The organism is Priestia sp. BR_2 (assembly GCF_041954005.1).
Taxonomy (GTDB): Bacteria; Bacillota; Bacilli; order Paenibacillales; family Paenibacillaceae; genus Paenibacillus_AQ; species Paenibacillus_AQ lautus_A.
Window position 1 is genome coordinate 348,797 of sequence record NZ_JAVFHM010000338.1, and the last position, 24,897, is coordinate 373,693.

Annotated in this window: 23 protein-coding genes; 4 read left to right on the top strand and 19 right to left on the bottom strand. The window is 53.0% G+C overall.

Translation table 11 applies throughout. The annotated features are described in order from the left end of the window. Positions 1 to 405 precede the first annotated feature (405 nt). The 5 genes from RB298_RS30765 to cymR all read right to left on the bottom strand — a co-directional run bounded on the left by RB298_RS30765 (position 406) and on the right by cymR (position 4,093). The gene (locus tag RB298_RS30765) at positions 406 to 1,473 is read right to left on the bottom strand and encodes an AI-2E family transporter (protein WP_009592785.1); all 1,068 of its coding nucleotides are present in this window, start codon (positions 1,471 to 1,473) and stop codon (positions 406 to 408) included. A gap of 159 nt (positions 1,474 to 1,632) precedes the next feature. Continuing rightward, positions 1,633 to 1,842 carry a hypothetical protein gene (locus tag RB298_RS30770; RefSeq protein WP_015734058.1) on the bottom strand — a complete coding sequence of 70 codons (210 nt, stop codon included), beginning with the start codon at positions 1,840 to 1,842 and terminating at the stop codon, positions 1,633 to 1,635. Between the two features lie 11 nt (positions 1,843 to 1,853). After that, a complete protein-coding gene (locus RB298_RS30775; protein ID WP_009592754.1) occupies positions 1,854 to 2,375 on the bottom strand; it encodes a PRC-barrel domain-containing protein in 522 nt (173 codons plus the stop codon). A gap of 138 nt (positions 2,376 to 2,513) precedes the next feature. Next, the gene (locus RB298_RS30780; RefSeq protein WP_096772945.1) at positions 2,514 to 3,659 is read right to left on the bottom strand and encodes a cysteine desulfurase family protein; all 1,146 of its coding nucleotides are present in this window, start codon (positions 3,657 to 3,659) and stop codon (positions 2,514 to 2,516) included. Positions 3,660 to 3,673: 14 nt separating this feature from the next. Then, positions 3,674 to 4,093: a cysteine metabolism transcriptional regulator CymR gene (cymR, locus tag RB298_RS30785; protein WP_015734056.1), complete on the bottom strand. Its 420-nt coding sequence runs from the start codon at positions 4,091 to 4,093 to the stop codon at positions 3,674 to 3,676. A 299-nt stretch (positions 4,094 to 4,392) separates the two neighbouring features. Here cymR and mnmA point away from each other — a divergent pair, with 299 nt between their 5' ends. Beyond that, positions 4,393 to 5,502, top strand: coding sequence for a tRNA 2-thiouridine(34) synthase MnmA (gene mnmA / locus RB298_RS30790; RefSeq protein ID WP_186326400.1), 1,110 nt, complete (start codon positions 4,393 to 4,395; stop codon positions 5,500 to 5,502). Between the two features lie 74 nt (positions 5,503 to 5,576). Here the strand turns inward: mnmA and nrdG are convergent, their stop codons facing one another. The 4 genes from nrdG to RB298_RS30810 form a co-directional block, all read right to left on the bottom strand. After that, a complete protein-coding gene (nrdG, locus tag RB298_RS30795) occupies positions 5,577 to 6,080 on the bottom strand; it encodes an anaerobic ribonucleoside-triphosphate reductase activating protein (RefSeq protein ID WP_096772944.1) in 504 nt (167 codons plus the stop codon). Further along, positions 6,077 to 8,311 (bottom strand): anaerobic ribonucleoside triphosphate reductase, encoded by a 2,235-nt coding sequence (locus RB298_RS30800; RefSeq protein WP_486050126.1) that lies wholly within the window; start codon positions 8,309 to 8,311, stop codon positions 6,077 to 6,079. Before RB298_RS30800 ends, nrdG begins: the two co-directional genes overlap by 4 nt. A gap of 236 nt (positions 8,312 to 8,547) precedes the next feature. Further along, on the bottom strand, positions 8,548 to 9,087 hold the full coding sequence (locus RB298_RS30805; protein WP_486050128.1) for a PCYCGC domain-containing protein: 540 nt from the start codon (positions 9,085 to 9,087) through the stop codon (positions 8,548 to 8,550). Between the two features lie 57 nt (positions 9,088 to 9,144). After that, on the bottom strand, positions 9,145 to 10,452 hold the full coding sequence (locus RB298_RS30810; RefSeq protein WP_486050130.1) for a replication-associated recombination protein A: 1,308 nt from the start codon (positions 10,450 to 10,452) through the stop codon (positions 9,145 to 9,147). 240 nt (positions 10,453 to 10,692) lie between these two features. Between RB298_RS30810 and RB298_RS30815 the strand changes: the two genes are divergently transcribed. Together RB298_RS30815 and RB298_RS30820 are read left to right on the top strand one after the other, a co-directional pair. Beyond that, the gene (locus RB298_RS30815) at positions 10,693 to 10,974 is read left to right on the top strand and encodes a hypothetical protein (protein ID WP_096772940.1); all 282 of its coding nucleotides are present in this window, start codon (positions 10,693 to 10,695) and stop codon (positions 10,972 to 10,974) included. A gap of 42 nt (positions 10,975 to 11,016) precedes the next feature. Next, a complete protein-coding gene (locus tag RB298_RS30820) occupies positions 11,017 to 11,145 on the top strand; it encodes a hypothetical protein (protein WP_486050132.1) in 129 nt (42 codons plus the stop codon). A 133-nt stretch (positions 11,146 to 11,278) separates the two neighbouring features. Here the strand turns inward: RB298_RS30820 and RB298_RS30825 are convergent, their stop codons facing one another. The 9 genes from RB298_RS30825 to RB298_RS30865 all read right to left on the bottom strand — a co-directional run bounded on the left by RB298_RS30825 (position 11,279) and on the right by RB298_RS30865 (position 22,675). Then, a complete protein-coding gene (locus RB298_RS30825; protein ID WP_486050134.1) occupies positions 11,279 to 13,456 on the bottom strand; it encodes a HelD family protein in 2,178 nt (725 codons plus the stop codon). 305 nt (positions 13,457 to 13,761) lie between these two features. After that, positions 13,762 to 14,517: a tRNA threonylcarbamoyladenosine dehydratase gene (locus tag RB298_RS30830; protein WP_009592791.1), complete on the bottom strand. Its 756-nt coding sequence runs from the start codon at positions 14,515 to 14,517 to the stop codon at positions 13,762 to 13,764. A 35-nt stretch (positions 14,518 to 14,552) separates the two neighbouring features. Continuing rightward, on the bottom strand, positions 14,553 to 16,331 hold the full coding sequence (gene aspS, locus RB298_RS30835) for an aspartate--tRNA ligase (protein ID WP_486050136.1): 1,779 nt from the start codon (positions 16,329 to 16,331) through the stop codon (positions 14,553 to 14,555). Positions 16,332 to 16,375: 44 nt separating this feature from the next. Continuing rightward, the gene (hisS, locus tag RB298_RS30840) at positions 16,376 to 17,629 is read right to left on the bottom strand and encodes a histidine--tRNA ligase (RefSeq protein WP_192569309.1); all 1,254 of its coding nucleotides are present in this window, start codon (positions 17,627 to 17,629) and stop codon (positions 16,376 to 16,378) included. A 767-nt stretch (positions 17,630 to 18,396) separates the two neighbouring features. Continuing rightward, positions 18,397 to 18,846, bottom strand: a complete 450-nt coding sequence (locus tag RB298_RS30845; RefSeq protein ID WP_009592790.1) for a hypothetical protein — start codon at positions 18,844 to 18,846, stop codon at positions 18,397 to 18,399. A gap of 77 nt (positions 18,847 to 18,923) precedes the next feature. Next, positions 18,924 to 19,430 carry a type 1 glutamine amidotransferase domain-containing protein gene (locus tag RB298_RS30850; RefSeq protein WP_009592768.1) on the bottom strand — a complete coding sequence of 169 codons (507 nt, stop codon included), beginning with the start codon at positions 19,428 to 19,430 and terminating at the stop codon, positions 18,924 to 18,926. 231 nt (positions 19,431 to 19,661) lie between these two features. Then, on the bottom strand, positions 19,662 to 19,829 hold the full coding sequence (locus tag RB298_RS30855; RefSeq protein ID WP_009592793.1) for a hypothetical protein: 168 nt from the start codon (positions 19,827 to 19,829) through the stop codon (positions 19,662 to 19,664). A gap of 100 nt (positions 19,830 to 19,929) precedes the next feature. Continuing rightward, the gene (gene dtd / locus RB298_RS30860) at positions 19,930 to 20,373 is read right to left on the bottom strand and encodes a D-aminoacyl-tRNA deacylase (RefSeq protein WP_486050139.1); all 444 of its coding nucleotides are present in this window, start codon (positions 20,371 to 20,373) and stop codon (positions 19,930 to 19,932) included. 124 nt (positions 20,374 to 20,497) lie between these two features. Continuing rightward, positions 20,498 to 22,675: a RelA/SpoT family protein gene (locus tag RB298_RS30865; protein WP_009592739.1), complete on the bottom strand. Its 2,178-nt coding sequence runs from the start codon at positions 22,673 to 22,675 to the stop codon at positions 20,498 to 20,500. Positions 22,676 to 22,977: 302 nt separating this feature from the next. Between RB298_RS30865 and uraA the strand changes: the two genes are divergently transcribed. After that, positions 22,978 to 24,276, top strand: coding sequence for a uracil permease (uraA, locus tag RB298_RS30870; RefSeq protein WP_486050141.1), 1,299 nt, complete (start codon positions 22,978 to 22,980; stop codon positions 24,274 to 24,276). 94 nt (positions 24,277 to 24,370) lie between these two features. Here uraA and RB298_RS30875 read toward each other — a convergent pair whose 3' ends face one another. Then, the gene (locus RB298_RS30875; RefSeq protein ID WP_009592753.1) at positions 24,371 to 24,886 is read right to left on the bottom strand and encodes an adenine phosphoribosyltransferase; all 516 of its coding nucleotides are present in this window, start codon (positions 24,884 to 24,886) and stop codon (positions 24,371 to 24,373) included. Positions 24,887 to 24,897: the final 11 nt, after the last annotated feature.

Here is a 24,897-nt window from a genome sequence, read left to right on the forward strand (position 1 = left end):
GTCATAATATAGGGACACAATCATCTGTATCCGAACACAAAAAACGCCCCTGAATATAATTCAGGGACGAATGTTCTCGCGGTACCACCCTGGTTATCGTCCATTCATCCTCCAGCATGTCTTCCTTGGATAACGAATACGACGATCGCCTCGTAACAGCTTGATAACGGGAGCCGCCCGGTGAATTTGAATCACACTCGAAAATTAGCATTCGGCTAGGGACGCTTCCAGGTTCTCGCAGCCAGCCGGAAATTCTCCGGGTAGGAACCTGTTCTCTGGGCAAGGTGCACAAAGCCTACTCGATTTTGTCATCGATTTTAACGGTTATAGGTTTATCATTTCAAGTATATATAGGGGGAATCCATCTGTCAATGCATGAACATGCCTGGTTATCGGCCGAAGGGGTCAACCGGATTTCTTCCTGACATAATAAGCGAAAACATGCTGCAGCAGCACTTTGATGACGGCAAAGACCGGTACGGCCAGAATCAGACCCACGGTTCCTGCCACCTGTCCGCCGACAAGGAGCGCAAATATGATCAGAAGCGGATGCATATGCAGCTTCTTGCCGACCACTTGCGGCGAGATGACATTGCTCTCCAGCGTCTGGCAGACCATATTGACCACCGCCACCAGCAGCACCATCCTCCAGGAAATCGTGGATGCCATCACAAGCGCAGGAGCCGCCCCGAGAAAGGGGCCTAGATACGGGATGATGTTAAACACCGCCACGATGCTGGCCAGCAGCAGCGCGTACGGCATGCCCACGATCATGTACCCCACGTAAGCGAGAACGCCGATGATCAAGCATACCAGAAATTGTCCGCGGACATAATTCCCGAGGGCCGTGTCGATCTCTTTCAGCAGCGTGACGATCGACTTCCGGCGGCTCCGCGGCAGATAGGATACGGCGGTTCGCTGGAACACCTCAAAATCTTTTAATATGTAGAAGATCAGGAACGGAACAATTAACACATTAAACAGGATGTTGATGGTGTTGCCGATATTGTCCATGAAATCCGAAATTCCACCGGCCAGCCTCGACTCCATCTGCAGGAACCAGCTGTTGACGCCTGTCCTTACTCCCGGGGGCAGCAGCCTGCTGTCCAGATTGGTCATCAGGCTTTGGGCGTTCATCGATAATTCAGGCAAGTGCTCGTTGAGCTCCTCCAGCTGCCGGATCAGCATCGGAATCATATTGATCAGAATGACGGCCAGCGAAGTCAGGAAGACGGCATAAATGAGCAGCACCGCAATGCTCCGCGGAACTTTGCGGTCAGAGAGCGTGCATACAATCGGATTCAACACATACGATATGATCATGGCAACCAAAAATGGCGCCAGGACGGCCTTAAGAAAGCGATAGACATCCAGAAACAGCGGGCGCAGCAGCCAGACAAAATAAAGGGAGATGAGTCCAAGCATCAACCAAACCAACAACCGAAACCATTTGTTCTCGGTCAGCTGTTCCACACAGGCACCCTCCTTTTTTCGAAAGCTACCCTGTAGTATATGTACAAGCTTCCAGAAATAAACTAACATTTCCGCCGGCCAAAATGAAAAAGACTCCTGCTATTCAGCCGCACGGGCCTTAAGCAAGGAGTCGTTGATCTTACGCTATGTACGCGTTCTTCAGGAAGACGCGTGCATCTGAGGAAAATCCGGCTGCATGTCATCGCCGAAGAACAAATCATCCAGCGAGCTGAGCGTGCCGTCCTCTTCTACCTGGTATACGGACATTTTCTCTCCGTTAACCGTCAATTCGATAAAGCAACCCCAGCAATAAAACTGGTGGGAGCCGATTTTTCCGATATCTTTGGAACTACAGTTTGGACATTTCATCCTACCTCACCCTATCCGTTCACAGAATTAATGGCTTTTTCCAGACGCTGTTCGCTCATCGGGGGTACCATGACGGCACTCTCGCCGATAGCCATTTCCGCTGTGCAAGGCAGCCATTTGCGACCTTCGATCAAATCCGAGACAAATCCATCGGATATTTCCAACCCTAGTATTGTATTGCCCTGTTCCTGCTCAAAATAAACATCCGATATACGACCGAGCAGGACACCATCCTCTGTCAGGACCTGCATCTCTTTCAATTTGCGCTTGCCCAAAAGGTACGTAAGCGGTATATCGTTGGCGCCCAATTTGCGGACAGCCTCTTGGCTCCGGATCATGACGGCATCTTCCCCGTAGGCTACGATATCTTCCCATGAGACGCTTTTCACATGAGAGGAAAACAAAGCCTTGCCTTCAAGCTCCAATCCGGTAATCAACCAGTTCTCATCTAGTATAAAATCGTGGATTTTGCCGATTTCCTTACCGTTCTCCACGTCGAATACAGCCAGTCCGATCATTTCTTGAAGTTTCATAACCGTGGACACCTCCTCATCCTTCATGGTTTGAAATCAACCGCGGTTCCCAAAAAACGCTGACCGACGGGCAATTTCCAAGGATGAAATGGACGAACGCATACCCCCTATTCCGTAGAAGGAGAAATCCCTTAACATCTATTTACGTAACCGATTAAGGATGGTTCCAATTTTTTGGGCAGTGTACTCCATTTCTTGAGTAGTATTACCCAAACCGAAACTAAAACGAATCGCGGAGCGCAAAACAGGGTCAGAAAGTTTCATTGCTCGGAGTACATGGGATATTTCCAGGGATCCCGACGTACAAGCCGAGCCGCTTGCCGCCGCAATTCCTTCCATATCGAGGTTCATCAGCATCGTCTCCGTATTGGCACCGGGAAAGCTGATATTCAGGATGTGAGGTAGGTGATGTTCCGGGTTTCCATTGATCACAAAAGAATTCTCGCCAATCTCCTGACGAAGCCCGTCAAGGAGGGTCGATCTCAGTTCGCGATAATGCTGGATTCGCGTCTCCATATTCTGCACGGTCCATTCCACTGCCGCCGCAAAACCGGCGATTCCGGCCATATTCTCTGTTCCGGCCCGGCGCTTCTTCTCCTGCAGCCCTCCGAACAGACGGGGAGATACGCTGAGTCCCCTGCGGACGACCAAAGCGCCTACGCCCTGCGGCCCGTTGATTTTGTGGGCGGAGAAGCTCCACATATCCACCGGCAGCTCGCGGCAGTTGATCGCCTCCGAGCCCAATGCCTGAACGGCATCGGTATGGAATACGATTCCGCGGCTCCGGCATAACTCGCCGATTTCGGCGATCGGCTGAACGGTGCCTACTTCATTGTTGCCGTACATGATGGTCACCAGCGCCGTGTTGTCCTGAATCGCGCCCGCAATGTCCTCTACAGAAACACGCCCTGTAGGGTCCACCGGGACATAGGTAACCTGGCAGCCCCGCCGTTCCAGCTCATGGCAAGTGTGGAGCACCGCATGGTGCTCCACCGCTGACGTAATCACATGTCTGCCTTCCACGCCCAAGGACTCCAGCAGTCCCAGAACAGCCAGGTTATCGCTCTCGGTCCCGCCTGCGGTAAACACCAGCTCGTCCGAATGGCATCCCAACAAAGACGCTATTCGATCACGCGCCCCGTTCACGATCTTCTTCGCTTCCCGTCCAAAAGCATGGACGCTCGAAGCATTGCCGTATTGGCTCGTCATGACATTCATCATCCGCTCCGCAACCTCCGGATGAACCGGGGTTGATGCGGCATGATCCAAGTATACTGATTTCATCTCCGTCGTCACCCTTAAATGTAAAACATATAGTTGTCTGCAGCAGACTGTTCATGGTAATTGATCAGATAGTCCAGCGTCGTGGAATCCAGCACTTCAGCGATGCTGTCGCGGATCCGGAGCCAGAGGTCACGCTTCGCCGGATCGTCCTCTTCCGTAAAATCGACGGGGGATATCGGCCCTTCCAGAACGCGGATGACGTCCCCTGCCGTGATGGATGCCGGGTCCCGGGAAAGGATATATCCGCCGTATGCACCGCGGATGCTCTTAACCAAGCCCGCATTCCGCAGCGGCGCGATCAGCTGCTCAAGATAATGTTCCGACAGCTGGTTCTTCTCGGCTATGCTCTTCAGCGAAGTCGGCCCTTCGCCGAACTTGGCGGCCAGCTCCATCATAATCGTTAATCCGTATCTTCCTTTTGTTGATATCTTCAAAGGTGACACCTCTTTCGGTAATTTGTATATTATGTCCATCCTGTACATGAGTTGTAGGTGGCGGGCGAGCGATAAATACGTCGTAATCCATGAGTAAAGCAGCTTATCCTGTATTTTTCTCCGTATTCCGATCATTACCCTCAGCTTATCGTAACATATCCTGGACCCCAATGGGTAATATTCCAGCTGGAAACTCGAAAAATGTTCACCCTGAGTGGACAAAATGAAGCGTGTGAACCTTGTTCCAATATGTTAAAATACCTCCATGGGCACAATTCAATATGAAAATGGTGATAACGATGTCAAAAGAAAAACATAACACTCGTATCGTTGTCGGCATGTCGGGAGGAGTCGACTCCTCCGTAACAGCGCTCCTGCTCAAACAGCAGGGCTATGAAGTGATCGGCATCTTTATGAAAAACTGGGATGATACCGATGAGCTTGGCTACTGCACAGCCGAAGCGGACGCTGAAGACGTGCGCCGCGTGTGCGAGCAGCTCGACATTCCCTACTATACCGTCAATTTCGAGAAGGAATACTTCGATAAAGTATTTTCCTATTTCCTCGATGAATATAAAGCCGGGAGAACGCCGAACCCCGATGTCATGTGCAACCGCGAGATCAAATTCGGCGAATTTCTGAACAAGGCCATGGACTTGGGAGCCGACTACGTCGCTACCGGCCATTACGCCCGCGTCATCGAGGAGGACGGACAGTACCGGCTGCTGCGGGGTGTGGACAGCAACAAAGACCAAACCTACTTCCTCAATGCGCTGAGCCAAGAGCAGCTTGCCAAGGCGATGTTCCCGATCGGGCATCTGCCGAAACCGGAAGTCCGCCGACTAGCTGAGGAGGCCGGGCTGTATACTGCCAAGAAAAAAGACAGCACCGGCGTTTGCTTCATCGGCGAGCGGAATTTCAAGGAGTTCCTTGGACAATACCTTCCCGCCCAATCCGGCGATATGGTGGACATTGTCACCGGTGAAGTAAAGGGCCGCCATGACGGCTTGATGTACTACACGCTGGGGCAACGCCAAGGCCTCGGGATCGGCGGATCCGGCTCCGGGGAGCCTTGGTTCGTAGCCGACAAAGATTTGACCAACAATATTTTGTACGTAGTTCAAGGCGATCATCCGAGCTTGTATTCGACCGGACTAGTTGCCTCCGGAATAAATTGGATTGCAGGACAAGACGCTATGCCCAAAGACGCCTACACCTGCACCGCCAAATTCCGCTACCGTCAGCCGGACCAGGAAGTAACCATAACCCCGCGCGAAGACGGAACCGTTCATGTCGCGTTTGCGAAGCCGCAAAAAGCGATCACGCCGGGACAAGCCGTCGTCTTCTATCAAGGGGACGAATGCCTTGGCGGGGGAACGATCGAAACGGCGGATAAAGTTCCTTATTAATCCGCTGAATGATACGCGAAGAGCACACGCTTGATACGGAATATTCCGTAAAGCGTGTGCTCTTTTTTTGCGTGCTAGCGAAGAATATACTCCACGGCAATTCCCTGCTCCATGCTGGCGGCTACATCGATGAAACGCTGATTCGAGCTGCCCCGGAAAGGAAGCGAGACATCCCTGCGCTCCAACTCGAATTTGCCGTCAACGATGACGTCGCACAGCAGGGCCAATTCGCGCAGCTTCGGCTGCCTCAGCAGCGCTTCGAAGGTGAACCCCGTGTAGGCCCATACGTTTTTTGCGGGACAGAGAGTCCTGAGCCTGCGTACGAATGCCGCACATTCTTCCGGGGAGAAGAAGGGGTCTCCACCGCATAAGGTCACGCCATCCAGCAAAGGATTATCCAGGATATCCTGCAGTATCGCCGCTGACATTTCTTCGGTAAAGGGCTCCCCCGCTTCAAAGTCCCAGGAATCCGTATTAAAACATCCGGCGCAGGCATGGCGGCAGCCGCTCACGAATAGAACCGCACGAAGTCCGGGGCCTTCATTGATGCTCTCGGGGATGTATCCGCATACATTCACAAATGCTTCACCCGATCCCGAACCTCGGCCTGCTTGGCCGAATTGAAGCGCTCCGTATAATTGCCCGTTAAATATCCCGTTACCCTCCGCAGCCGCTGGAAGTTTCCATCCGTCTCCAAAGCGCCGCATCCAGGGCACGCACTTCCGATAATGCCTTCGTAGTTGCATGCCGGGCACCGGTCGACGGGATGGTTAACGGAGAAATATCCGATGTTCTGCTGCAGGGCAAACTGCACGATGTCCCGGAAAGCAGCCGTATTCAGCCTTGCGTTGCCGTCCAGCTCCACATACGAAATCGCTCCGGCGTTGCACAGCTCATGGAAAGGAGCTTCGGAACGGATTTTGCGGTAGGCGGCCATCGGATAGTACACGGGTATATGAAAAGAGTTCGTGTAATATTCGCGGTCAGTCACACCCTCGATCACCCCGAAGGTCTGCCGGTCGAGCTTCGTGAATTTCCCGGATAACCCTTCTGCAGGCGTGGCAAACAGCGTGATGTTCAGGTTATACCTTTCTCCGGCTGCATCGCAAAACCGGCGCATATGCCGGATGATCTCGATCCCCAGCCCTCGGCTGTCCTCATCCTCGCCGTGATGCCGTCCGGTCAACGCCTTCAGGCATTCGGCCAGCCCGATAAATCCAAGCGCCAGGGTGCCGTGCTTGATCAGCTCGCGCACCTTATCCTCCGGCGCCAGCGCCTCGCCGCCTTCCCACACGCCCTCCCGCATCATGAAATCGGACGCTTTGGCCGGTTGGTCGGCCTGCAGCTCGTAACGGTGAATCAAGCCCTCCACCGCAATTCTCATATAATGATCCAGCTGTTGATAGAAACGGTTCAGGTCCGGCACTTCCCGCTTTCCTTGAACGATGCCATGTTCAATCCCGAGCCGGACCAAATTGATCGTATTAAAGGACAGGTTGCCCTTGCCGCTTAGGCGGTTTCGCCCAAAGCGATCCGAAATCGTGCGGGTCCTGCAGCCCATGGTGGCAATAATCGTGTCCGGGTCGCCCGGGTTATAATAGACGAGATTAAACGACGCGTCCACGTTGACGAAATTCGGATAGAGCCTGCGGCTGGAGCACTCGACGGCTTTCAGGAACAGGTCGTAATTCGGCTCGCCTTCCGCCTGGTTGACCCCCTGCTTGCACTGGAAAATATGCTGCGGAAATATCGGCGTCTCTCCCCCGCCGAGCCCCTTCATCGTGGCATCCAGCAGGGCGTGGGACACCAGCCTTCCTTCGGTTGACGTGCACATGCCGTAATTCAACGAAGTGAAAGGAATTTGTCCGCCGGCCCGGCTGCTCATCGTATTCAAATTATGGATCAAGGATTCCGCGGCCTGCTTTGTTTCATTCACCGTTTCATGATAGGCATAATGGTATATTCGCGGATATGTGTCCTTCAGCTGCTCATTGTCTATGTATATTTCGTGATCCTCAAGAGCTCGTTCATAAGGCCGATCCGCTCCCAGCCCCGCTTCTCCGAAGTAGGCCAGCCCTTTGCGAAAATGCCGACGAAACGATTTGCCGACATACGGCGCGAGATCCCAATCGATTTTGCTGCCGGACACGCCGCCGAATTGGCTGTTCTGCTGGGATTGAAAGATGATGGCTACCAGCGCCATGGCGGTCATGATGCTCTGCGGCGGCCTGACCGATCCGTTACCGGTATTGAAGCCCTTGGCCAGCAACCGGCCGAACGGGATGAAGATGCAGTTCGTCGTTCCCAGCGCATACTGGTCCAGGTCATGAACGTATACATACCCATCCCTCACCGCTCTCGTGAGCTCTGTCGGCAGGATGAATTTGCTTGCCATCCATTTGGCGTATTCGGAGCCGATCCGGCTCATTTTTCCGCTGAAGGATTCTCCGTTCAGATTCGCGTTCTCCCGCAGCAGGTCCAAATCGGTTACCCCGATCACATCCCTGCTGATCTTATAAAGCTCTCCCCGCCGCATCCGTTCCAGATCGCGGGCCTCCCTGTAATGTTGATAGGCAGCTGCTACTTCGGGATAACCCGTGCTTTGCAAATGCTCCACAACGATATCTTGAATCTCCTCCACGCTAACCTGTTCCATCCCTGCAGTGGCATGGGCAACCTCATCTCCAATCCGCAAGGAAGCATCCTTGCGGGAAACACCCTCTACCGCCATAAAAGCTTTATCCACCGCCTCCACGATTCGGATCGTCTCAAATTTTACCAGGCATCCGTCTCTCTTCATGACCTTCATGAATAGGAACAACTCCTCTTCTTCATATCGTTAATGCACTATATATAGTTTTGTTTTATCAATTTACATCCATATATAGTTTCGTGCTGTGATATAGGTCATGATGGTCGGACTTTAAAATCGAATAGGGCTGCACTTACGCTATAACCCCGAAGGGGATAGTGCCCTACAAAAAAAGGCACCTCGGGCGATCCTTGGATCACCATCGGGTACCTTCTTGTTTGACCGATAACAATTTAACTTTCCACAGGCGGCATCGGGGTTGGCGTCGGCTTGGCATAGCCGGTGCTGTATTTCTCGTCGATCGCGGTCCGGATATCCGTTAAGCTCATACCCTCGCTGCTCATTTTGGCAGATTCCACGGCAATGTCCAAACACACCCCGCAGCGGGTGCCGTGATCGTCCCACACCACCGTGCCGTCCTCCTGAATCTCATCGATAAAACAGTTCAGGTTGCTCTCATGACCGGCACTTTCCCCGCAGCCGCAGTAACAAGGAATGTATTTCAGGACATCACTCACCTGCGCGGACAAAGCATAAATCGTTTGGAGCTCGCTGGTCTGGCTCTTCAAAAAGGTCGGCAGCTCATCGATCGAAGACGTCGCCTCCTGGATATCCCCGTTGGACAGCTGCGTCTGATGTCCGTGCTCTTGCGCCGCCTCGGCTGCCTGTCCACCAACGACCTGCTCCTGGGCGCTTTTTCCCGAACAGCCGCTCAGCATAAGGCCGGCGGACAGCAGCAGGATGACAAACCGTTGTTTCCCTGTTTTCATCATTCATTTCCTCCATTTAATTAAGCTAGCGGCCGTAAATCCCGTTATCGCCTTACGACCCTATTCTTCGCGTCGTAATCGCTGGTTGTGGGCGATCTTGGCTTCGTTCCCCTGCTCCGTGGCCTGATAGAACACCCGGCGGGAGAGTTCCTTCGGCAAATACTCCTGCTTCACGTAATGGCCCGGATAATCGTGCGGGTACTTGTAGCCCACATGTCCCAGCTTAACCGCCCCCGAGTAATGCGCATCGCGCAGATGCAGCGGAACCTCCGCCGATTTCACTTCATCCATGGCGGACATCGCGCGGGATATGGCGGATACAACGCCATCGGATTTCGGGCTCTCCACGGCGAACAGGATCGCCTGGGCGATATTCAGCTTGGCTTCCGGCCAGCCGTTGTTCCGGTAGGCATCCAATGCGCTTACCGCCTGCACCATGGCTTGGGGATTGGCCAGCCCGATATCCTCGCTGCTGGCAGCAATCAGGCGGCGGATGAACACCATCGGGTCCATGCCGAGCTTTTCGACTGCATACAAAAACCAGAACAGCGCCGCATCGCTGGAGCCCCGAATGCTCTTGTGAAAGGCGGACAGCACATCATACTGCGTGGACTCGTCCGCACGCACGGTAGGCCGGCGAATCGATTCCTCCGCCACCTCCAGCGTAATATGGACCGTACCGCTTGCGTCCGGCGGCGTCGTCATCGCGGCCAGCTCCAGCGCATTGAGTGCACGCCGGATATCCCCGTTCGCCATGGCTGCAATGTGCTCCAGCGCTTCCTCATCGGCCTTGAGATCCATGAACCCAAGACCCTTTTCCTGATCGATCAGCGCGCGCTGCATCGCGATCATGGAATGGTCCTTGGTCAGCGGCTGAAGCTGAAACAAAGTGGACCGGCTCATTAAAGCCCCGTTGACATAATGAAAGGGGTTCTCGGTCGTCGCGCCGATAAATATGATGGTGCCGTTCTCCACGGCAGGCAGCAGGGCATCCTGTCTGGAGCTGTTGAAGCGGTGCACCTCATCCAAAAACAGGATCGTTTTGGTGCCGTACAGGCTGCGGTTGCTCTGGGCTTGTTCAATGACTTCCCTAACGTCCTTGACCGTGGCTTCCACCGCGTTCAGCCGAACGAAATGCCCCTTCGTTTGCTGGGATATGATATGCGCAAGCGTTGTTTTGCCGCATCCCGGCGGGCCGTACAATAAAATCGACGAGACCTGGTCTGCCTCTATGGCCCGCCGGAGCAGTTTGCCCGGTCCGATAATATGCTCTTGTCCTATATATTCATCCAGCGACGAAGGGCGCATCCGATCGGCCAGCAGCCGGGAGTCCCGGTCCCCTTCACGCCCGATACTGAATAAATCCATGGCTACACTTCCTTGTCTGATATCGATGCAAAAATAAGTCGTTTCCATTCAATCCATCACGCTCTATCATATCATATTCGAATTCGCCGTGCCTGCGCTGCGGCAACTTCCTGTCCTACGCTTCATTCGTCCCATGGCTCGGATATTGCATTTTATTTTGATCATATCCAACTTTTATCGAACCGGAAGCGTTTCATATAATAGGGAAGCGTTTGAAAAGCCTGATCTGGGGAGAATGTGATGACGACTCGCAAAAAATCCGTACGCAAATTGTATAACGCGGTGATCCATATGACGTTCAGTATACTGGGGCTCTACCTTCATGCCAGCACCTATCATCTTTTGCAAGAAACATTCGGCCCCGGTTACCTCGACGATGAGAGACTGGCGATGAACCTGCTGTATGCCGTTCTTATCCTGCAGTTCCTGCTCGGCTTGTACGTCTTCATACGTTCAGCCATCATGCTTTATGAGTACAGGCAGGGAATCCGGAGTGAGGATGACGACGAGGTCTTGTTATGAAGCGTGTCGCTTAACCACTATCCACGAAGGGAGACTATGGAATTGAAACGAAAGACTATGCGAAAAATGACCCTCTTCATCCTTCTGGCCGCTGCCTGTTCCATCCTTGCTGTCTGGACTTTGATCCGGTTTATCGAAAATCTGGGCTCCTCCTACCAAATGCTTGGTTAAACCCCTAGCAAGCCCCTGCACAACAAAAAAAGTCCCGCAGAGGCTAACACATGCTGCCATGTGAATCCCTGCGGGACTTCCGACTCTCTCTATTGACACTCCGGGAGCCGACAGCCGCTGCGCAATCGCACGATTACTCCGCCGGCCAACCGCTCGCCATGATCTCTGAGTTCTCTGCCATGATATACGAAGGCAGCGGCTCCCCGTGCAGCAGCCACAGCTCATGCAGTGCACGCGTACAGCCTACATACATTAGCTTGGCATCCCAAGCTTTCTCCGCGTAATGCGCCCGGTCCGCATCCGCCACCACAACGGCATCGAACTCAAGCCCTTTGGACAAGTACACGGGGAGCACGGAATATCCGCCCTGATACGTTCCTTTGCTGCCATCGATCAGATTCAACATCGGCCAGGACGGGCTTAACTCCTCATGCAGCTCTTTCGCTTCCCGCAAGGTTCGGGTGAGAATGGCTACCGTCCGGTATTCCTTGGCAATGAGCGCCCCCATGGCCCGCTCCAAATCCTTCCTTCTGGCGTTCGCGGCATCATAAGGAATGAGGCGGACGGCATCGCCGCTACGGAATACGGGCACGGCGAGCAGGTCTCTTGCGACCCCCTTCTCCAGTATCCCATTGGCAAATTCAATGATCTCCATCGTGGAACGGTAACTGCGCGTCAGCGCAAAATAAGCCGTTTCCTCTTCCTTGAACAGGGAGCTCATTTCTTCCCATGCATGCACGCCGCGATACGCATGAATGCCCTGCGACAGATCGCCTAGTATGGTGAAGGAATGTCCTCTTACGAACAGATCCAGCACAGCCACCTGAAACGGAGAGAAATCCTGGGCTTCATCGATGACGATGTGGTCAAACCGCTGCTCTGAGGAAATATCGTTCAGCAAGCAGTGGAAATACAGCAGGGCAGGCAAATCCTCTTCCCGGACCACATTCTTCTTCAGATCTTTGCGCGTTGCGGCCAGTACCTCCGGCGGAATAAGAGCGGAGAGCTCTTCGACCCAGGAGCCGGCCGCCTTGACCGCTCCAAACAATTGCTTATATAGGGAAATCGGCTCAAATTTCGGCCAGCGATTGGCATAAGCTTTTTCGCGTTGTGCCGCTTTTTTCTTCCGTTCTTTCATCACGGCCGCCGATGGCGATTTCTTCAGCTCCATCTCGACCCAGCGATGCAATCTGGCGAGCAGCCGTTCCTTTCGTTTCGCCAGCGGATAGGGCTTATATTCCTGGTAGAACCATTCCGCAATCGTCTCCTGCTTCAGGATGGCTCCATCCCATGGAGAGAAATCCCCGTCCGGTAGGGCTGCGGCTTCGATGGACTCCACGCACCGCCGCACGATATCCATCAGCCTTAAGGAACCTTTATAGCGCCCGCTCACATTATCGTCGATATCCGGCGTCCCTTGGCCCGGTTCCGTCTCGAACCACTGATGAAGCGTCTGCGCATGATCCTCCGAGGACAGCTGAATATCAAGCAGCTTCGCCGCCCAATCGCCAAAGGTCCGCTGCTGAATATCGCCAACTCCGAGCTCGGGCAGCACATCGGATATGTAATCCAGGAACATGAGGTTTGGCGCGAATATGATCATTTTCTCGGCCGTTACCTGCTCCTTGTACTGGTAGAGCAAATAAGCCAGCCGATGCAGCGCCACCGTCGTTTTTCCGCTTCCCGCCACCCCTTGGATGATGAGGGCGGTGTTCTTGGCCGCCCGGATGATTTTATCCTGCTCCGCTTGGATCGTGGACACGATATCCCGCAGCCGGTTATCCTTGTTCTCACCGAGACGGTAGACCAAAAACTCATCGGATACGGCAGGTCCGCCGCTTTCCCGATTGTACGTGTCCGATACCCGCTCCAAAATTTGCTTGCGGATCACGACGTTTCGTTTTAAATACACAAGCCCCTCGATGATTCCTTCGGGCGCTTCGAACGAAGCCGGATCGGTACCGCCCGTAAAGGAGTAGAATAGACTCGCGACCGGAGCCCGCCAATCAATCACCATCGGGTGATCACCAGCGTCCGCCTTGTCAAAGCCTATCTTCCCGATGTAGAGCGGTTTCTTCGCCCCCGTTCCGTTCTCTTGAAAATCCAGCCTTCCGAAATAAGGCTCCGGCAAGCTTTTGGCGAGGGCCTGCCGTTTCTCTTCCCGGCCTGCCTCGAGCACCTGCTCCGTAAAATCATGGCCCGTGTATACCGGAATGCCGCGCAGCCGTTCAAGCTGACGGTCAATTTCAACGATAACCTCGTTTAGCCTTGACTCTTCTTCTTGATAGGCACTTTGAAAAGATTCTGACACTTTCAGTTACCTCCTAAGAACATATTTTTTCGTATCGAAGTCTGGCTTTAGGGCCGTGACACAAAAAGGAGTTCCATTGTAGCACAACTCAACGGGATATACTAGCAAAGCGCTGTCACAGGAATTGTATTGTTTGGGTTTGCTGTCCTATTCGCTTGTCCACGGCAGCAAAAAACGCAGCGTCCATTGCTGGACACTGCGTTTGATTAACCACGCTCAATTTTGCCGAAAGGCTGTTCTTCCTTTCTGCCTTCCTTTTGTCTATCGTTTTCTTGATCCGAGTTTAAATGTGGCCGGACACCCCGTTACAACGAGACGCCGCCTTTTTCGAGCAGCTCTTTCACCGTCACGCTGACCATGATCAGTCCCGCTACAGGCGGCACGAATGCATTGCTTGCCGGCGGCTGCTTCGCCTTCCGGATTTCCGGAGCATTCTCGGGCACGATTTTCTCCGTCACGTCCTGGCGGGGTTTCATCGGCTCTTCCAGAGAGAACACGACCTTGACCCCTTTCTTAATGCCGTCCTTGCGCAGCTTGGTGCGCACGATTCGGGCAATCGGGTCCATGGAGGTTTTGGAGATGTCGGCCACCTGGAACTTCGTCGGGTCCATTTTGTTGGCCGCGCCCATGCTGGAGATGATCGGAATGCCGCGACGCAGGCACTCCTTGATTAAATGCACTTTATAAATAATCGTATCCGAGGCATCGATCACATAATCCAGCTCGTACTTAAACAGCTCTTCATACGTTTCTTCGGTGTAGAACATGTTCAGGGCGATCGCTTCACATTCCGGATTGATCAGTTTGACCCGATCGACCATCAAATCCGCTTTCTTCTGACCCACCGTCGTCGTTAACGCGTGGATCTGCCGATTGATGTTCGTGATGTCCACCACGTCTTTGTCGATGAGAATGATGCGGCCGACTCCGGTTCGGGCGAGGGCCTCCACCGCAATGGAACCCACGCCGCCGATACCGAGCACCGCCACGGTGCTGTTCTTCATCACTTCAAGGCCTTCGGGACCGATGGCTAATTCCGTTCGGGAAAATTGGTGCAGCATAATTCAAGCAACCTCCTTTATCAAGAACAACAGGCTTATTTTTTCTCGTCGCCCGGCTTCTTGGCGAGTTTGATATGCAGCTGCTCCAGCTGTCCTCCGTCCACCTGGGAAGGAGCGTCCATCAACAGATCCGTTGCGCTTGCCGTTTTCGGGAACGCAATCGTTTCACGCAGATTGGTGCGTCCGGCAAGCAGCATGACCAAACGGTCCAACCCGAAGGCGATTCCGCCGTGCGGAGGCGTGCCGTACTCAAAGGCGTCCATAAGATAGCCGAATTTGTCGTGCGCCACTTCCGGCGACATGCCAAGAGCCGCAAACATTTTCTCTTGGATCTCGCGTTTGTAAATCCGCATGGAACCGCCGCCTACTTCGTATCCGTTCAGAACGATGTCGTAAGCCTCGGCGCGTACGGCAAGCGGATCCGTATCCATCAATTCCAGATCCTCGTCTTTTGGACGGGTGAACGGATGATGCTCGGCCACATAGCGCTTCGCCTCTTCGTCATAGCTGAACAACGGGAAGTCCAGCACCCAAGCAAACTTGTATTCGTTGTCGTTGATCAGGCCAAGCTGGCGTCCGATTTTCAAACGGAGCGCGCCAAGCACGTCGGCAACCACTTTTTTGTTGTCGGCGGAGAACAGCAGCAAGTCTCCGTCTTCGGCTCCCGTGCGTTCTCTTACCGCTTCAATCTCCTGCTCGCTGAAGAATTTCACGATTGGCCCTTTGAATTCGCCCTCTTTCACTTGAATCCAGGCAAGCCCCTTCGCTCCGTAACGGGCTGCATACGGTCCCAGATCGTCAATTTCCTTACGGGTCCAGGTGCCGCAGCCTTTAGCGTTCAAACACTTCACTTCGCCGCCTTTTTCAATGACGGAAGAGAATACTTTGACGCCGCTGCTTGCAACGATGTCGTTCATTTCGATCAGTTCCATGCCGAAGCGGAGATCCGGCTTATCGGAGCCGTATTTGCCCATGGCGTCGGCATAACTGATACGCTGGAACGGCGTCGCCAGCTCAACGCCGATGGTTTCCTTGAACAGCTTCACCATCAGCTGCTCCATCATGTTCATCAGGTCTTCCCGATCCATGAAGGATGTCTCGATGTCGACCTGGGTAAACTCCGGCTGACGGTCGGCCCGCAAGTCTTCGTCACGGAAGCAGCGCGCAATTTGGTAGTAACGCTCAAGCCCGCTCACCATAAGGAGCTGCTTGTAGATTTGCGGGGATTGCGGAAGCGCAAAGAATTCGCCTGCGTGTACGCGGCTCGGCACGAGATAGTCGCGCGCGCCTTCCGGCGAGCTCTTGGTCAGAATTGGCGTCTCCACATCCACGAAGCCCTCATCATCGAGGAAGTCGCGGAATACTTTCGATGCTTTGGAGCGCAGCATCAGCGTTTTTTGCATCTCCGGACGGCGAAGGTCCAGATAACGATACTTCAGGCGGAGCTGCTCATCCACTTCCACGCCGTCTTCGATAAAGAACGGAGGCGTTTTGGCTGCGTTCAGCACTTCGATGCTGGTTACTTGTACTTCGATTTCGCCTGTCGGCAGGTTCGGGTTGAACGTTTCCGGATCGCGCTTTACGACTTTCCCGGATACGGCCACCACGAATTCGCTGCGGACTTTATCGGCAACGGCCAAAGCCTCGCCGGAGAAATCCGGGTTAAATACGATTTGCATGATGCCGCTGCGATCGCGAAGATCGATGAACAGCACGCCGCCCAAGTCGCGGCGGGTTTGTACCCATCCGTTCAGTGTTACAGTTTCTCCAATGTTCGCGGTTGTCAGGTGACCGCAATGATGCGTCCTTTTCATCGGTTATCATTCCCCTTTAGTATAATTAAGCCGCTTTGCGGCGATTAAACAAATTCCTGTACCAGGCTATCCAGCCTCACGGTTCGCTGCTCGCCGGTCTCCATCGACTTCAATGCGATTTCGCCCCGCACCAGCTCGTCGTCGCCCAGAATGGCGGTATAACGGGCTTGCAGACGATCGGCCGATTTCATCTGGGCTTTCATTTTCCGGCCGAGATAATCGCGTTCCGCGGACACGCCATTGCTGCGGAGTTCGTAGATCAATTTCGCCAATTCCCGCTCGGCGGCTTCACCCAGCGCCACCAGATAGACATCCAAAGGCTTCGAGGCCGAGAGATTGACGCCTTGATGCTCCAGAATCAATTGGATACGCTCAAGGCCGATGCCGAACCCGATGCCCGGCTGATCCGGTCCGCCGATCTGGCCGACGAGACCGTTGAAGCGTCCGCCCCCGCCTACCGTATCAATCGCGCCGATGCCCTGGGCCTTGAATTCGAAGGCGGTATGCGTGTAATAGTCCAATCCCCGAACCAGTCTTGGATTGATCTCATACTCGATGCCCATGGCGTCCAGGTACCCTTTGACTTTCTCGAAATGCGTGCTGCACTCCTCGTCCAGGCTGTCCAGGATCGAAGGCGCATCACCGAACTTTCCTTGGTCCTTCTTGCAATCCAGCACGCGAAGCGGGTTGCGTTCCATGCGCGACTGGCAGTCCGAGCAAAGGCTGTCTTTCATCGGTTCCAGGAAAGCAAGCAGCGCGCTGCGGTAAGCTGCCCTTACCTCGGGCGTTCCCACGGAGTTAATCTCTGCTTTTACCCCGTTCAGTCCAAGTTCCTTGTAGAAGCTGTACCCCAGCGCAATGACCTCGGCATCGATAGCCGGATCCGCGGTGCCGAACACCTCAACGCCGAACTGGTGGAACTGGCGGTATCGCCCCGCCTGCGGCCGCTCATAGCGGAACATGGGCCCCATATAGTACAGCTTCGTGACATCGGGCTCTCCATACAGCTTGTTTTGCACGTAAGCCCGAACGACGCCTGCCGTCCCTTCCGGACGAAGAGTCATGCTGCGATCCCCTTTGTCCTTGAACGTGTACATTTCCTTCTCTACGATATCCGTCGTTTCGCCGACCCCGCGTTCGAACAATTCGGTCTGTTCGAAGATCGGTGTGCGAATTTCGCGGTAGTTGTACCTCCGGCATAGATCCCGTGCCTTTTCCTCGATAAACTGCCATTTCTCGACGGCTCCTGGCAGGATGTCCTGCGTGCCTGTCGGCTTCTCGAATTTCTCGTTTGCCATCTTCATCCCTCCGCGTCCTATGACATACTCACCTTTTGAACATGTCCCTTGCTAGATCTGTTTAACTATGGAAAAACTCCTAGGGAGTCATTTCTCAACAAGCCGTGAAACCAAAAAATCTCCCGTCCCGCTGTCCTAAGACAACAGGGACGAGAGATGTTTAATTTATCACCCGTGGTACCACCCACATTCCGGCGGCGACACATCCTAACATGTGTTCAACCATCCGCTTCATCCGTATAACGCCCGGCCGCGCAGTTCGGCTACTGTCTATCCCACCGGTTAACCGGTGCTTGCTTCGCCGTCTGTTCTCGGGGAGGTCATTCGTCCACTCATCAAGCGAATCCTTACAGCCAAGGGATTCTTCTCTGGTCTTGTGGGGATGGAGTACTTGTTCCCGTCATGAAATCCGTTATTCATAAATATAGTATACCCAAAACATTATATTTTTAGATTCTAATGAACCGCCGCACTAAAGTCAAGAAACTTTGTAGAAATTTCCCGAAAAAAGAAAAAGACCTACAAACCACTGTTGTAGGTCCAAAACATATATTATATAAAAAAGGGGGTCATGCTGTTATTATAAACAGGGAATATTAAAGAAAGATTGAACAAACATTACAGTTATATTACAAGCGAGAAAGCGCTTTTATGTCATAGAGTTGAAAAGGGCCGCTCCACCAAAGGAACAGCCCTTTTTTGCGTTTCGGGCGGATAAGCCCTTCTTAGTAACTCATCGCCTTCCGCGTCTATTTGCTAATCAGACATTAATCAAATCGCTCCACATAAGCGTTATTCGCCCGCAAATCATGCACGATCTGATCATAGTCCTCGTCCCTTACCTTAACGGACAGGGTATATCTGAGATCGTCATAATCCCCGTCGGTCACGTCCGCTTCCCGCCATCCGTCGCCGGGCAGATCATCGCTGTCCGGCCGATCCTGGGCGATGTCGCGGCTGGTATCCCTTGCGCCCACAATCACCCCGGGAGCCCCGACTACGCCGCCGGGAGCCCCCATCGTTGTAGCCCCTGCGGTAGCTCCGCCCGTGCCGGCATTGCCCCATGGCACCAGCGGCACGAGGATATTCCCTCCGCTTCGGACCGAATCCTGAAGCTGTCCTACTTCCAGCTGTTCCGTGTTGTACGTCAGCAGCCTCGTCCTTGCGCCTTCAGCGTCGTCTTCCGTCCTGAAATAAGCTTGAATTTGTCTAGACATGTCCATTCCTCCTTTTTTTCAACCCGCGTGTTTGAAAGATCGGTATTACATGGACAACCATAAAGCTAATTTAGCGCCTACAGCGCTTTTAACAGCTCGCGCACGAAGGCCGGCTCGTCTTTCGGAGTCCGGGACGTAATGAAATTCCGATCCACGACGACTTCCTCATCCTTAAAGTTGGCGCCGGCGTTTACCATATCATCCTGAAGCGGAGGATAGGAAGTGATCGTGCGTCCCTTCAGCAGGTCGGCGCTTGCCAAAATTTGCGGCCCGTGGCATATCGAGGCAATCGGTTTGCCTGCCTTGTCCGCCGCTGCAACAAACTGCAATATATGGGAATCCAGACGCAAGTTTTCCGGAGAAGAACCGCCTGGAATAACCACCGCATCATAATCGTTTATGTTGACGTCCGCAATGGCTTTATCGGTTGTGTAGGAAGCCTTGCCCTGTTTGCCCTTTACCTCTTGTCCTTGTTTCAATCCAATGATATCAGCCTGATGCCCCGCTTCCTTCACGGCATCGTAAGGAGTTTTCATCTCGGAATCTTCGAATTGGTCGGCTAGTAGAAATGCTACTTTACTCATCTGGCATGTCTCCTTCCTGAAATGTCCTCGATTTGTTATTACCCTGGAATCTCTTTTTTATAACAGCGGAATTCACGAAAAAGGCCCATGAACGGAGCTTGGCTGCAACAGACATTGTCTGAAGGAGGCTTTGAGTATGGCGATGATCGGCGAACGCCAAAAAGAGCCTGAGATCATCTCAGGCTCCGCTTATATAAATCCGCATTTATGACACGCGACGCTGTGCTGAATCTACGATCGGGGCAGCTGCTTCCGCATATTTCCCTTGATGCTGATGAGCTGTGCAGATTCTTCCGGCGCCGAAACCATCCGTTCCGTGCTGGCTGCTTCCCTGACGCCTCCGGTCCCGACCGTCGCAGGCAAACTGCTCCATATCGAAAATTTGGGGGATTGACGCATATCGTACGGCTCCTTTATTTGCGAATAACAACCTTCGATTATTCACTCAGGATGCCCCATCTCTCCGATATGATGCATGCTGCTATCCTTTCCACGCAGGTTAGGATCGGCTGTCGATAATTAGCGTCACCGGTCCCCAGTTGGTCAACGACACGTCCATCATCGCTCCGAACACCCCGGTCTCCACCTGCAATCCCTTCGCCGAAAGCTCGCGGTTAAACGACTCGTACAATGCATTCGCTTCATCCGGTTTTGCGGCAGCCATAAAGTTCGGCCGCTTTCCTTTGCGGATGTCTCCATAGAGGGTAAATTGGGACACCGACAGAATCGCTCCGCCCACGTCCTGGACGCTGAAATTCATTTTTCCGTCCTCATCCTCAAAAATCCGCAGCCCCGCTACCTTTTCCGCAAGGTATTTGGCATCCTTCTCTTCATCCTCATGCGTCACGCCGACCAGCACCATCAATCCCGCTTCAATCTTGCCGACGATTTCATTATCCACTGCGACTTGCGCATTCTTGCATCGTTGAATGACCACTCTCATCGGTTCAGCTCCTTCATCTTCAAAAAATAAAACGGCCTGTCTCCCTCAGGATAACAGACCGCATTCGTATTATCCTCCGGGATCGTCATGAACCCCGGGACCATTCCCTTAGCGCATCGTGCCGTCACTGCATGATCCGATGAACGGTATACACATCCTTCACCCGCTTGATTCGTTCCACTACGGATTGGAGATGATCCGTATTGCGAATCAGGATGGTCATGTGGATCATGGCCATTTTGTTCTTGTCGGATCGCCCCGTGACGGCGGAAATGTTCGTCTTGCTCTCGGAGACGGCCTGAAGGACTTCGTTCAGCAATCCGTTGCGATCGTGTCCCGTCACTTCAATATCGACGCTGTAATTCGCTTCGACGGCCGTTTCCCATTCCACCTCAATCACGCGTGCCGCATCCTCGCCCTCATCCGTTGTCGGCAGATTCGCGCAATCCGAACGATGGACCGATACGCCGCGGCCGCGGGTTACATAGCCTACAATATCGTCGCCGGGTACGGGGTTGCAGCATCTTGCGAAACGCACGAGCAGGTTATCAATCCCTTTGACGCGGACGCCGTTGGTCGGGCGGCTGCGCTTCTCGGCCGGCTTGATTTCCTTCATCTCGGAGGTTAATTCAAGCTGGTTGGCTTCCTCCTGCTCCTTGCGCAGCTTCTCGGTCACCTTCGTACAGATCTGCGCGGCAGTGATACCGCCGAAGCCGACCGCCGATAGCATATCCTCGATATCATTAAAAGCGAATTTCTTGGCCGCTTCCATTAATTTATCGTCCGTCGTCCACTCGGACACGTCAAGACCGAGGCGCTTGATTTCGCGCTCCAGCATCTCGCGGCCCTTCTCGACGTTCTCTTCGCGCTTCTCTTTCTTGAACCACTGCTTGATTTTACTTCGGGCATGCGAGGATTGGGCAATCTTCAGCCAGTCCTGGCTTGGACCGTAGGAATGCTTCGACGTCAAAATTTCCACGATATCGCCGGTTTTGAGCTGATGATCCAGCGGAACGATTCTTCCGTTGACCTTGGCACCAATGGTGCGGTTTCCTACTTCGGTATGAATTCGGTAGGCAAAATCGAGGGGAACGGAGCCGGAAGGCAGCTCGATCACCTCGCCTTTTGGCGTAAACACAAACACCAAATCCGAGAAAAAGTCCATTTTCAAAGATTCTACAAATTCCGACGCATCCTTCGTTTCATGCTGCAGCTCCAATATCTCGCGGAAAAACGTCATCTTGTTGTCGAAGCTGCCCCCGTTGCCTGCTGAGCCTTCTTTATACGCCCAGTGTGCCGCGATACCGAACTCCGCCGTTCGATGCATCTCCCAGGTGCGGATCTGAACCTCCGTCGGCTCCCCGTTAGGCCCTACCACCGTCGTGTGGAGGGACTGGTACATATTCGTTTTTGGCATGGCGATATAATCTTTGAAGCGGCCAGGCATCGGCTTCCACAGGGTGTGGATGATGCCGAGCGTGGCATAACAATCCTTGATATTGTCCACAATAATGCGGATTGCAAGGAGATCGTAAATTTCGTTGAACTGCTTGTTCTTCACCGTCATTTTCTTGAACACGCTGTAGATATGCTTGGGTCTGCCCGACAAATCGGCTTGAATGCCCATCTCGTCAAGCTTCTCGCGGATGCAGACGATGACGTTGTCGATGTACTGCTCCCGCTCCGCACGCTTCTTGTGCATCAAATTCGCAATGCGGTAATACTGCTGCGGATTCAAGTAACGAAGCGCAATGTCCTCCATCTCCCACTTGATCGCGGAAATACCGAGACGATGGGCTATCGGACAAAAGATTTCCAAGGTTTCATAGGAAATGCGGCGCTGGCTCTCCTCGGACTGGTACTTAAGAGTACGCATATTATGAAGCCGGTCCGCCAGCTTGATGACGATTACGCGGATATCCCGTGCCATGGCGATAAACATCTTGCGATAATTTTCGTTTTGCTGCTCTTCTTTGGATCGGAATTGGATGCGTTCCAACTTCGTTAAACCATCCACCAGCATTGCGCAGGTATCCCCGAAACGCTCGCGGATCTGCTCGAGCGATACGGTTGTATCCTCAACGACATCGTGAAGCAATGCAGCAATAATGGACAATGTGTCCATCTGCATGTTCACCACGATGTCTGCAACCGCAAGCGGATGAAGAATATAAGGTTCTCCCGATTTCCGCACTTGTCCGTGGTGGGCTTGCTCCGCAAATTCATAAGCTTCCTGGATGCGGAGAAGATCGGGTTCTTTTATATAGGCGCTGGCCTTTTCGAGTAATCGCTCTATGCCCATTTTGGAGTCCTTCTCTTCCCTTTCTATATAAAATGGAACCCGCCCTTGTCAAAACGTGCAGGTTCCCTCGTGATTGTTTTCCTATCATTATGACGCTTGCGGCGTTATACGTCAACATGTGGAGCGTTCGGTCACTTATAGTATGCCCTTTTCCTGCACGGGGACATCAAAACATGACATGAATTGAATATTTTGACGAACTGTAAAAATTATTGTTGAAAAAACGAACGATTGTATTTAATCTATTAAAGATCGTACGCGAACGGTCCTATATTTAAAGTCCTATAGAGGAGTGAAATGGTTTGCAACGTGAAATTCAAGTAGATGAGAAGCTTCCGTTTGGTCCCGGGTTCCTTCTGAGCCTGCAGCATTTGTTCGCCATGTTCGGAAGCACGGTGCTTGTACCGAACATGTTCGGCGTGGATCCCGGCATGATCCTGCTGATGAACGGTATCGGCACGCTGCTCTACATTTTTTTATGTAAAGGAAAGATTCCGGCGTACCTCGGCTCCAGCTTCGCCTTTATCGCCCCGGTGCTGATCGTACTGGAAGGCGACCCGGAAGCCAACTACGGCAAAGCCTTGGGAGCCTTTATCGTGACGGGGATCATTTTCTGTCTTGTGGCGCTCATCGTTAAATATGCGGGAACCAAATGGATCGACTTCGTCTTCCCGCCTGCGGTTATGGGTGCCATCATTGCGATGATCGGGCTTGAGCTTGTTCCGGTTGCCGCAGGCATGGCTGGATTTTTGCCGGAAGAAGGGCAATCCATCGATCCTAAAATCATTACCATCTCGCTCGTTACCCTCGGAGTTACGGTGTTCGGGTCCGTCCTGTTCCGAGGCTTCGCCAAAATCATTCACATCCTGATCGGAATCGTTGTCGGTTATGCGCTTTCCTTCGCGCTTGGGGTCGTGGACACGGAGAAAATCGCAAACGCGAAGTTCCTGTCGGGTCCGGAGTTGACAACCCCGGTTTTTGATAGCGGGGCGATCTGGAGCATCATACCGGTTGCGATCGTAGTTATCGTAGAGCACATCGGCCACCTGCTGGTCACCAGCAATATCGTGGGCAAAGACCTTTCCAAGGATCCTGGCCTTCACCGCTCCCTGCTCGGCAACGGTATTTCCACCATCTTGTCCGGATTCGTTGGTTCCACGCCGAATACAACGTACGGTGAAAATATCGGGGTCATGGCTTTGACGAAGGTGTATTCCGTGTTTGTCATCGGAGGCGCCGCCATTATTGCCATTATTCTTTCCTTCTCAGGAACATTTTCCGCCGTTGTAGCGAACATTCCAACACCGGTTATGGGCGGCGTGTCTCTCTTGCTGTTCGGGGTTATCGCAGCTTCCGGCCTTCGGATCTTCGTGGAGCAGAAGGTGGATTTCTCCAAAGCAAGCAACATGATCTTGGCTACAATCGTACTGGTAACAGGAATCAGCGGCGTAACCTTGAAGATTGGCACGGTCGAACTGAAGGGTATGGCATTGGCCACCATCGTAGGTGTCCTAATGGCTCTCCTCTTCAAATTCTTCGAAATTACCGGGCTTTCCAATGAAAAGAATGATGAGCCGCTCGTGGAAAAAACGCCGGATTGAACCGACAACTTTATTGCAAAACAGAAAAATGCCCTGAGCTGATTGCTCAGGGCATTTTATTATTTCCCGGGAAAATCAGGAAGAATAGTGTCGTTTACTCGTACTGCATCAACGTAAATACATCGATGTCATCCAGCTTCGAGCGGCCGTTCAAATCCGTCAGCTCGATCATGAAAGCAGCGCCAACAACGTTCCCGCCCAATTGACGGATGAGGTTAACCGAAGTCGCAATCGTACCGCCTGTTGCAAGAAGATCATCCGCAATCAATACATTTTGCCCTTTCTCGATTGCATCGGTATGCATCGCCAAGCGATCTTTACCGTATTCGAGGTCATATCCCACTTCAATCGTTTCGTAAGGCAGCTTGCCGCTTTTGCGAATGGGCGCGAATCCCACGCCAAGCGCGTAAGCCAGCGGAGCACCCACGACAAATCCACGGGCTTCGGGACCAGCTATCACATCAATTTTGAGATCGGAAACCAAGACCTTCAGTTCCTCGATGGCTTTGCGATATACCTCACCATTCTTCAGCAGTGTGGTAATATCCTTGAAGCTGATCCCCGCTTGCGGAAAATCGGGAATGACACGAATATAATCTTTAAAATCCAAAATAATCTCCT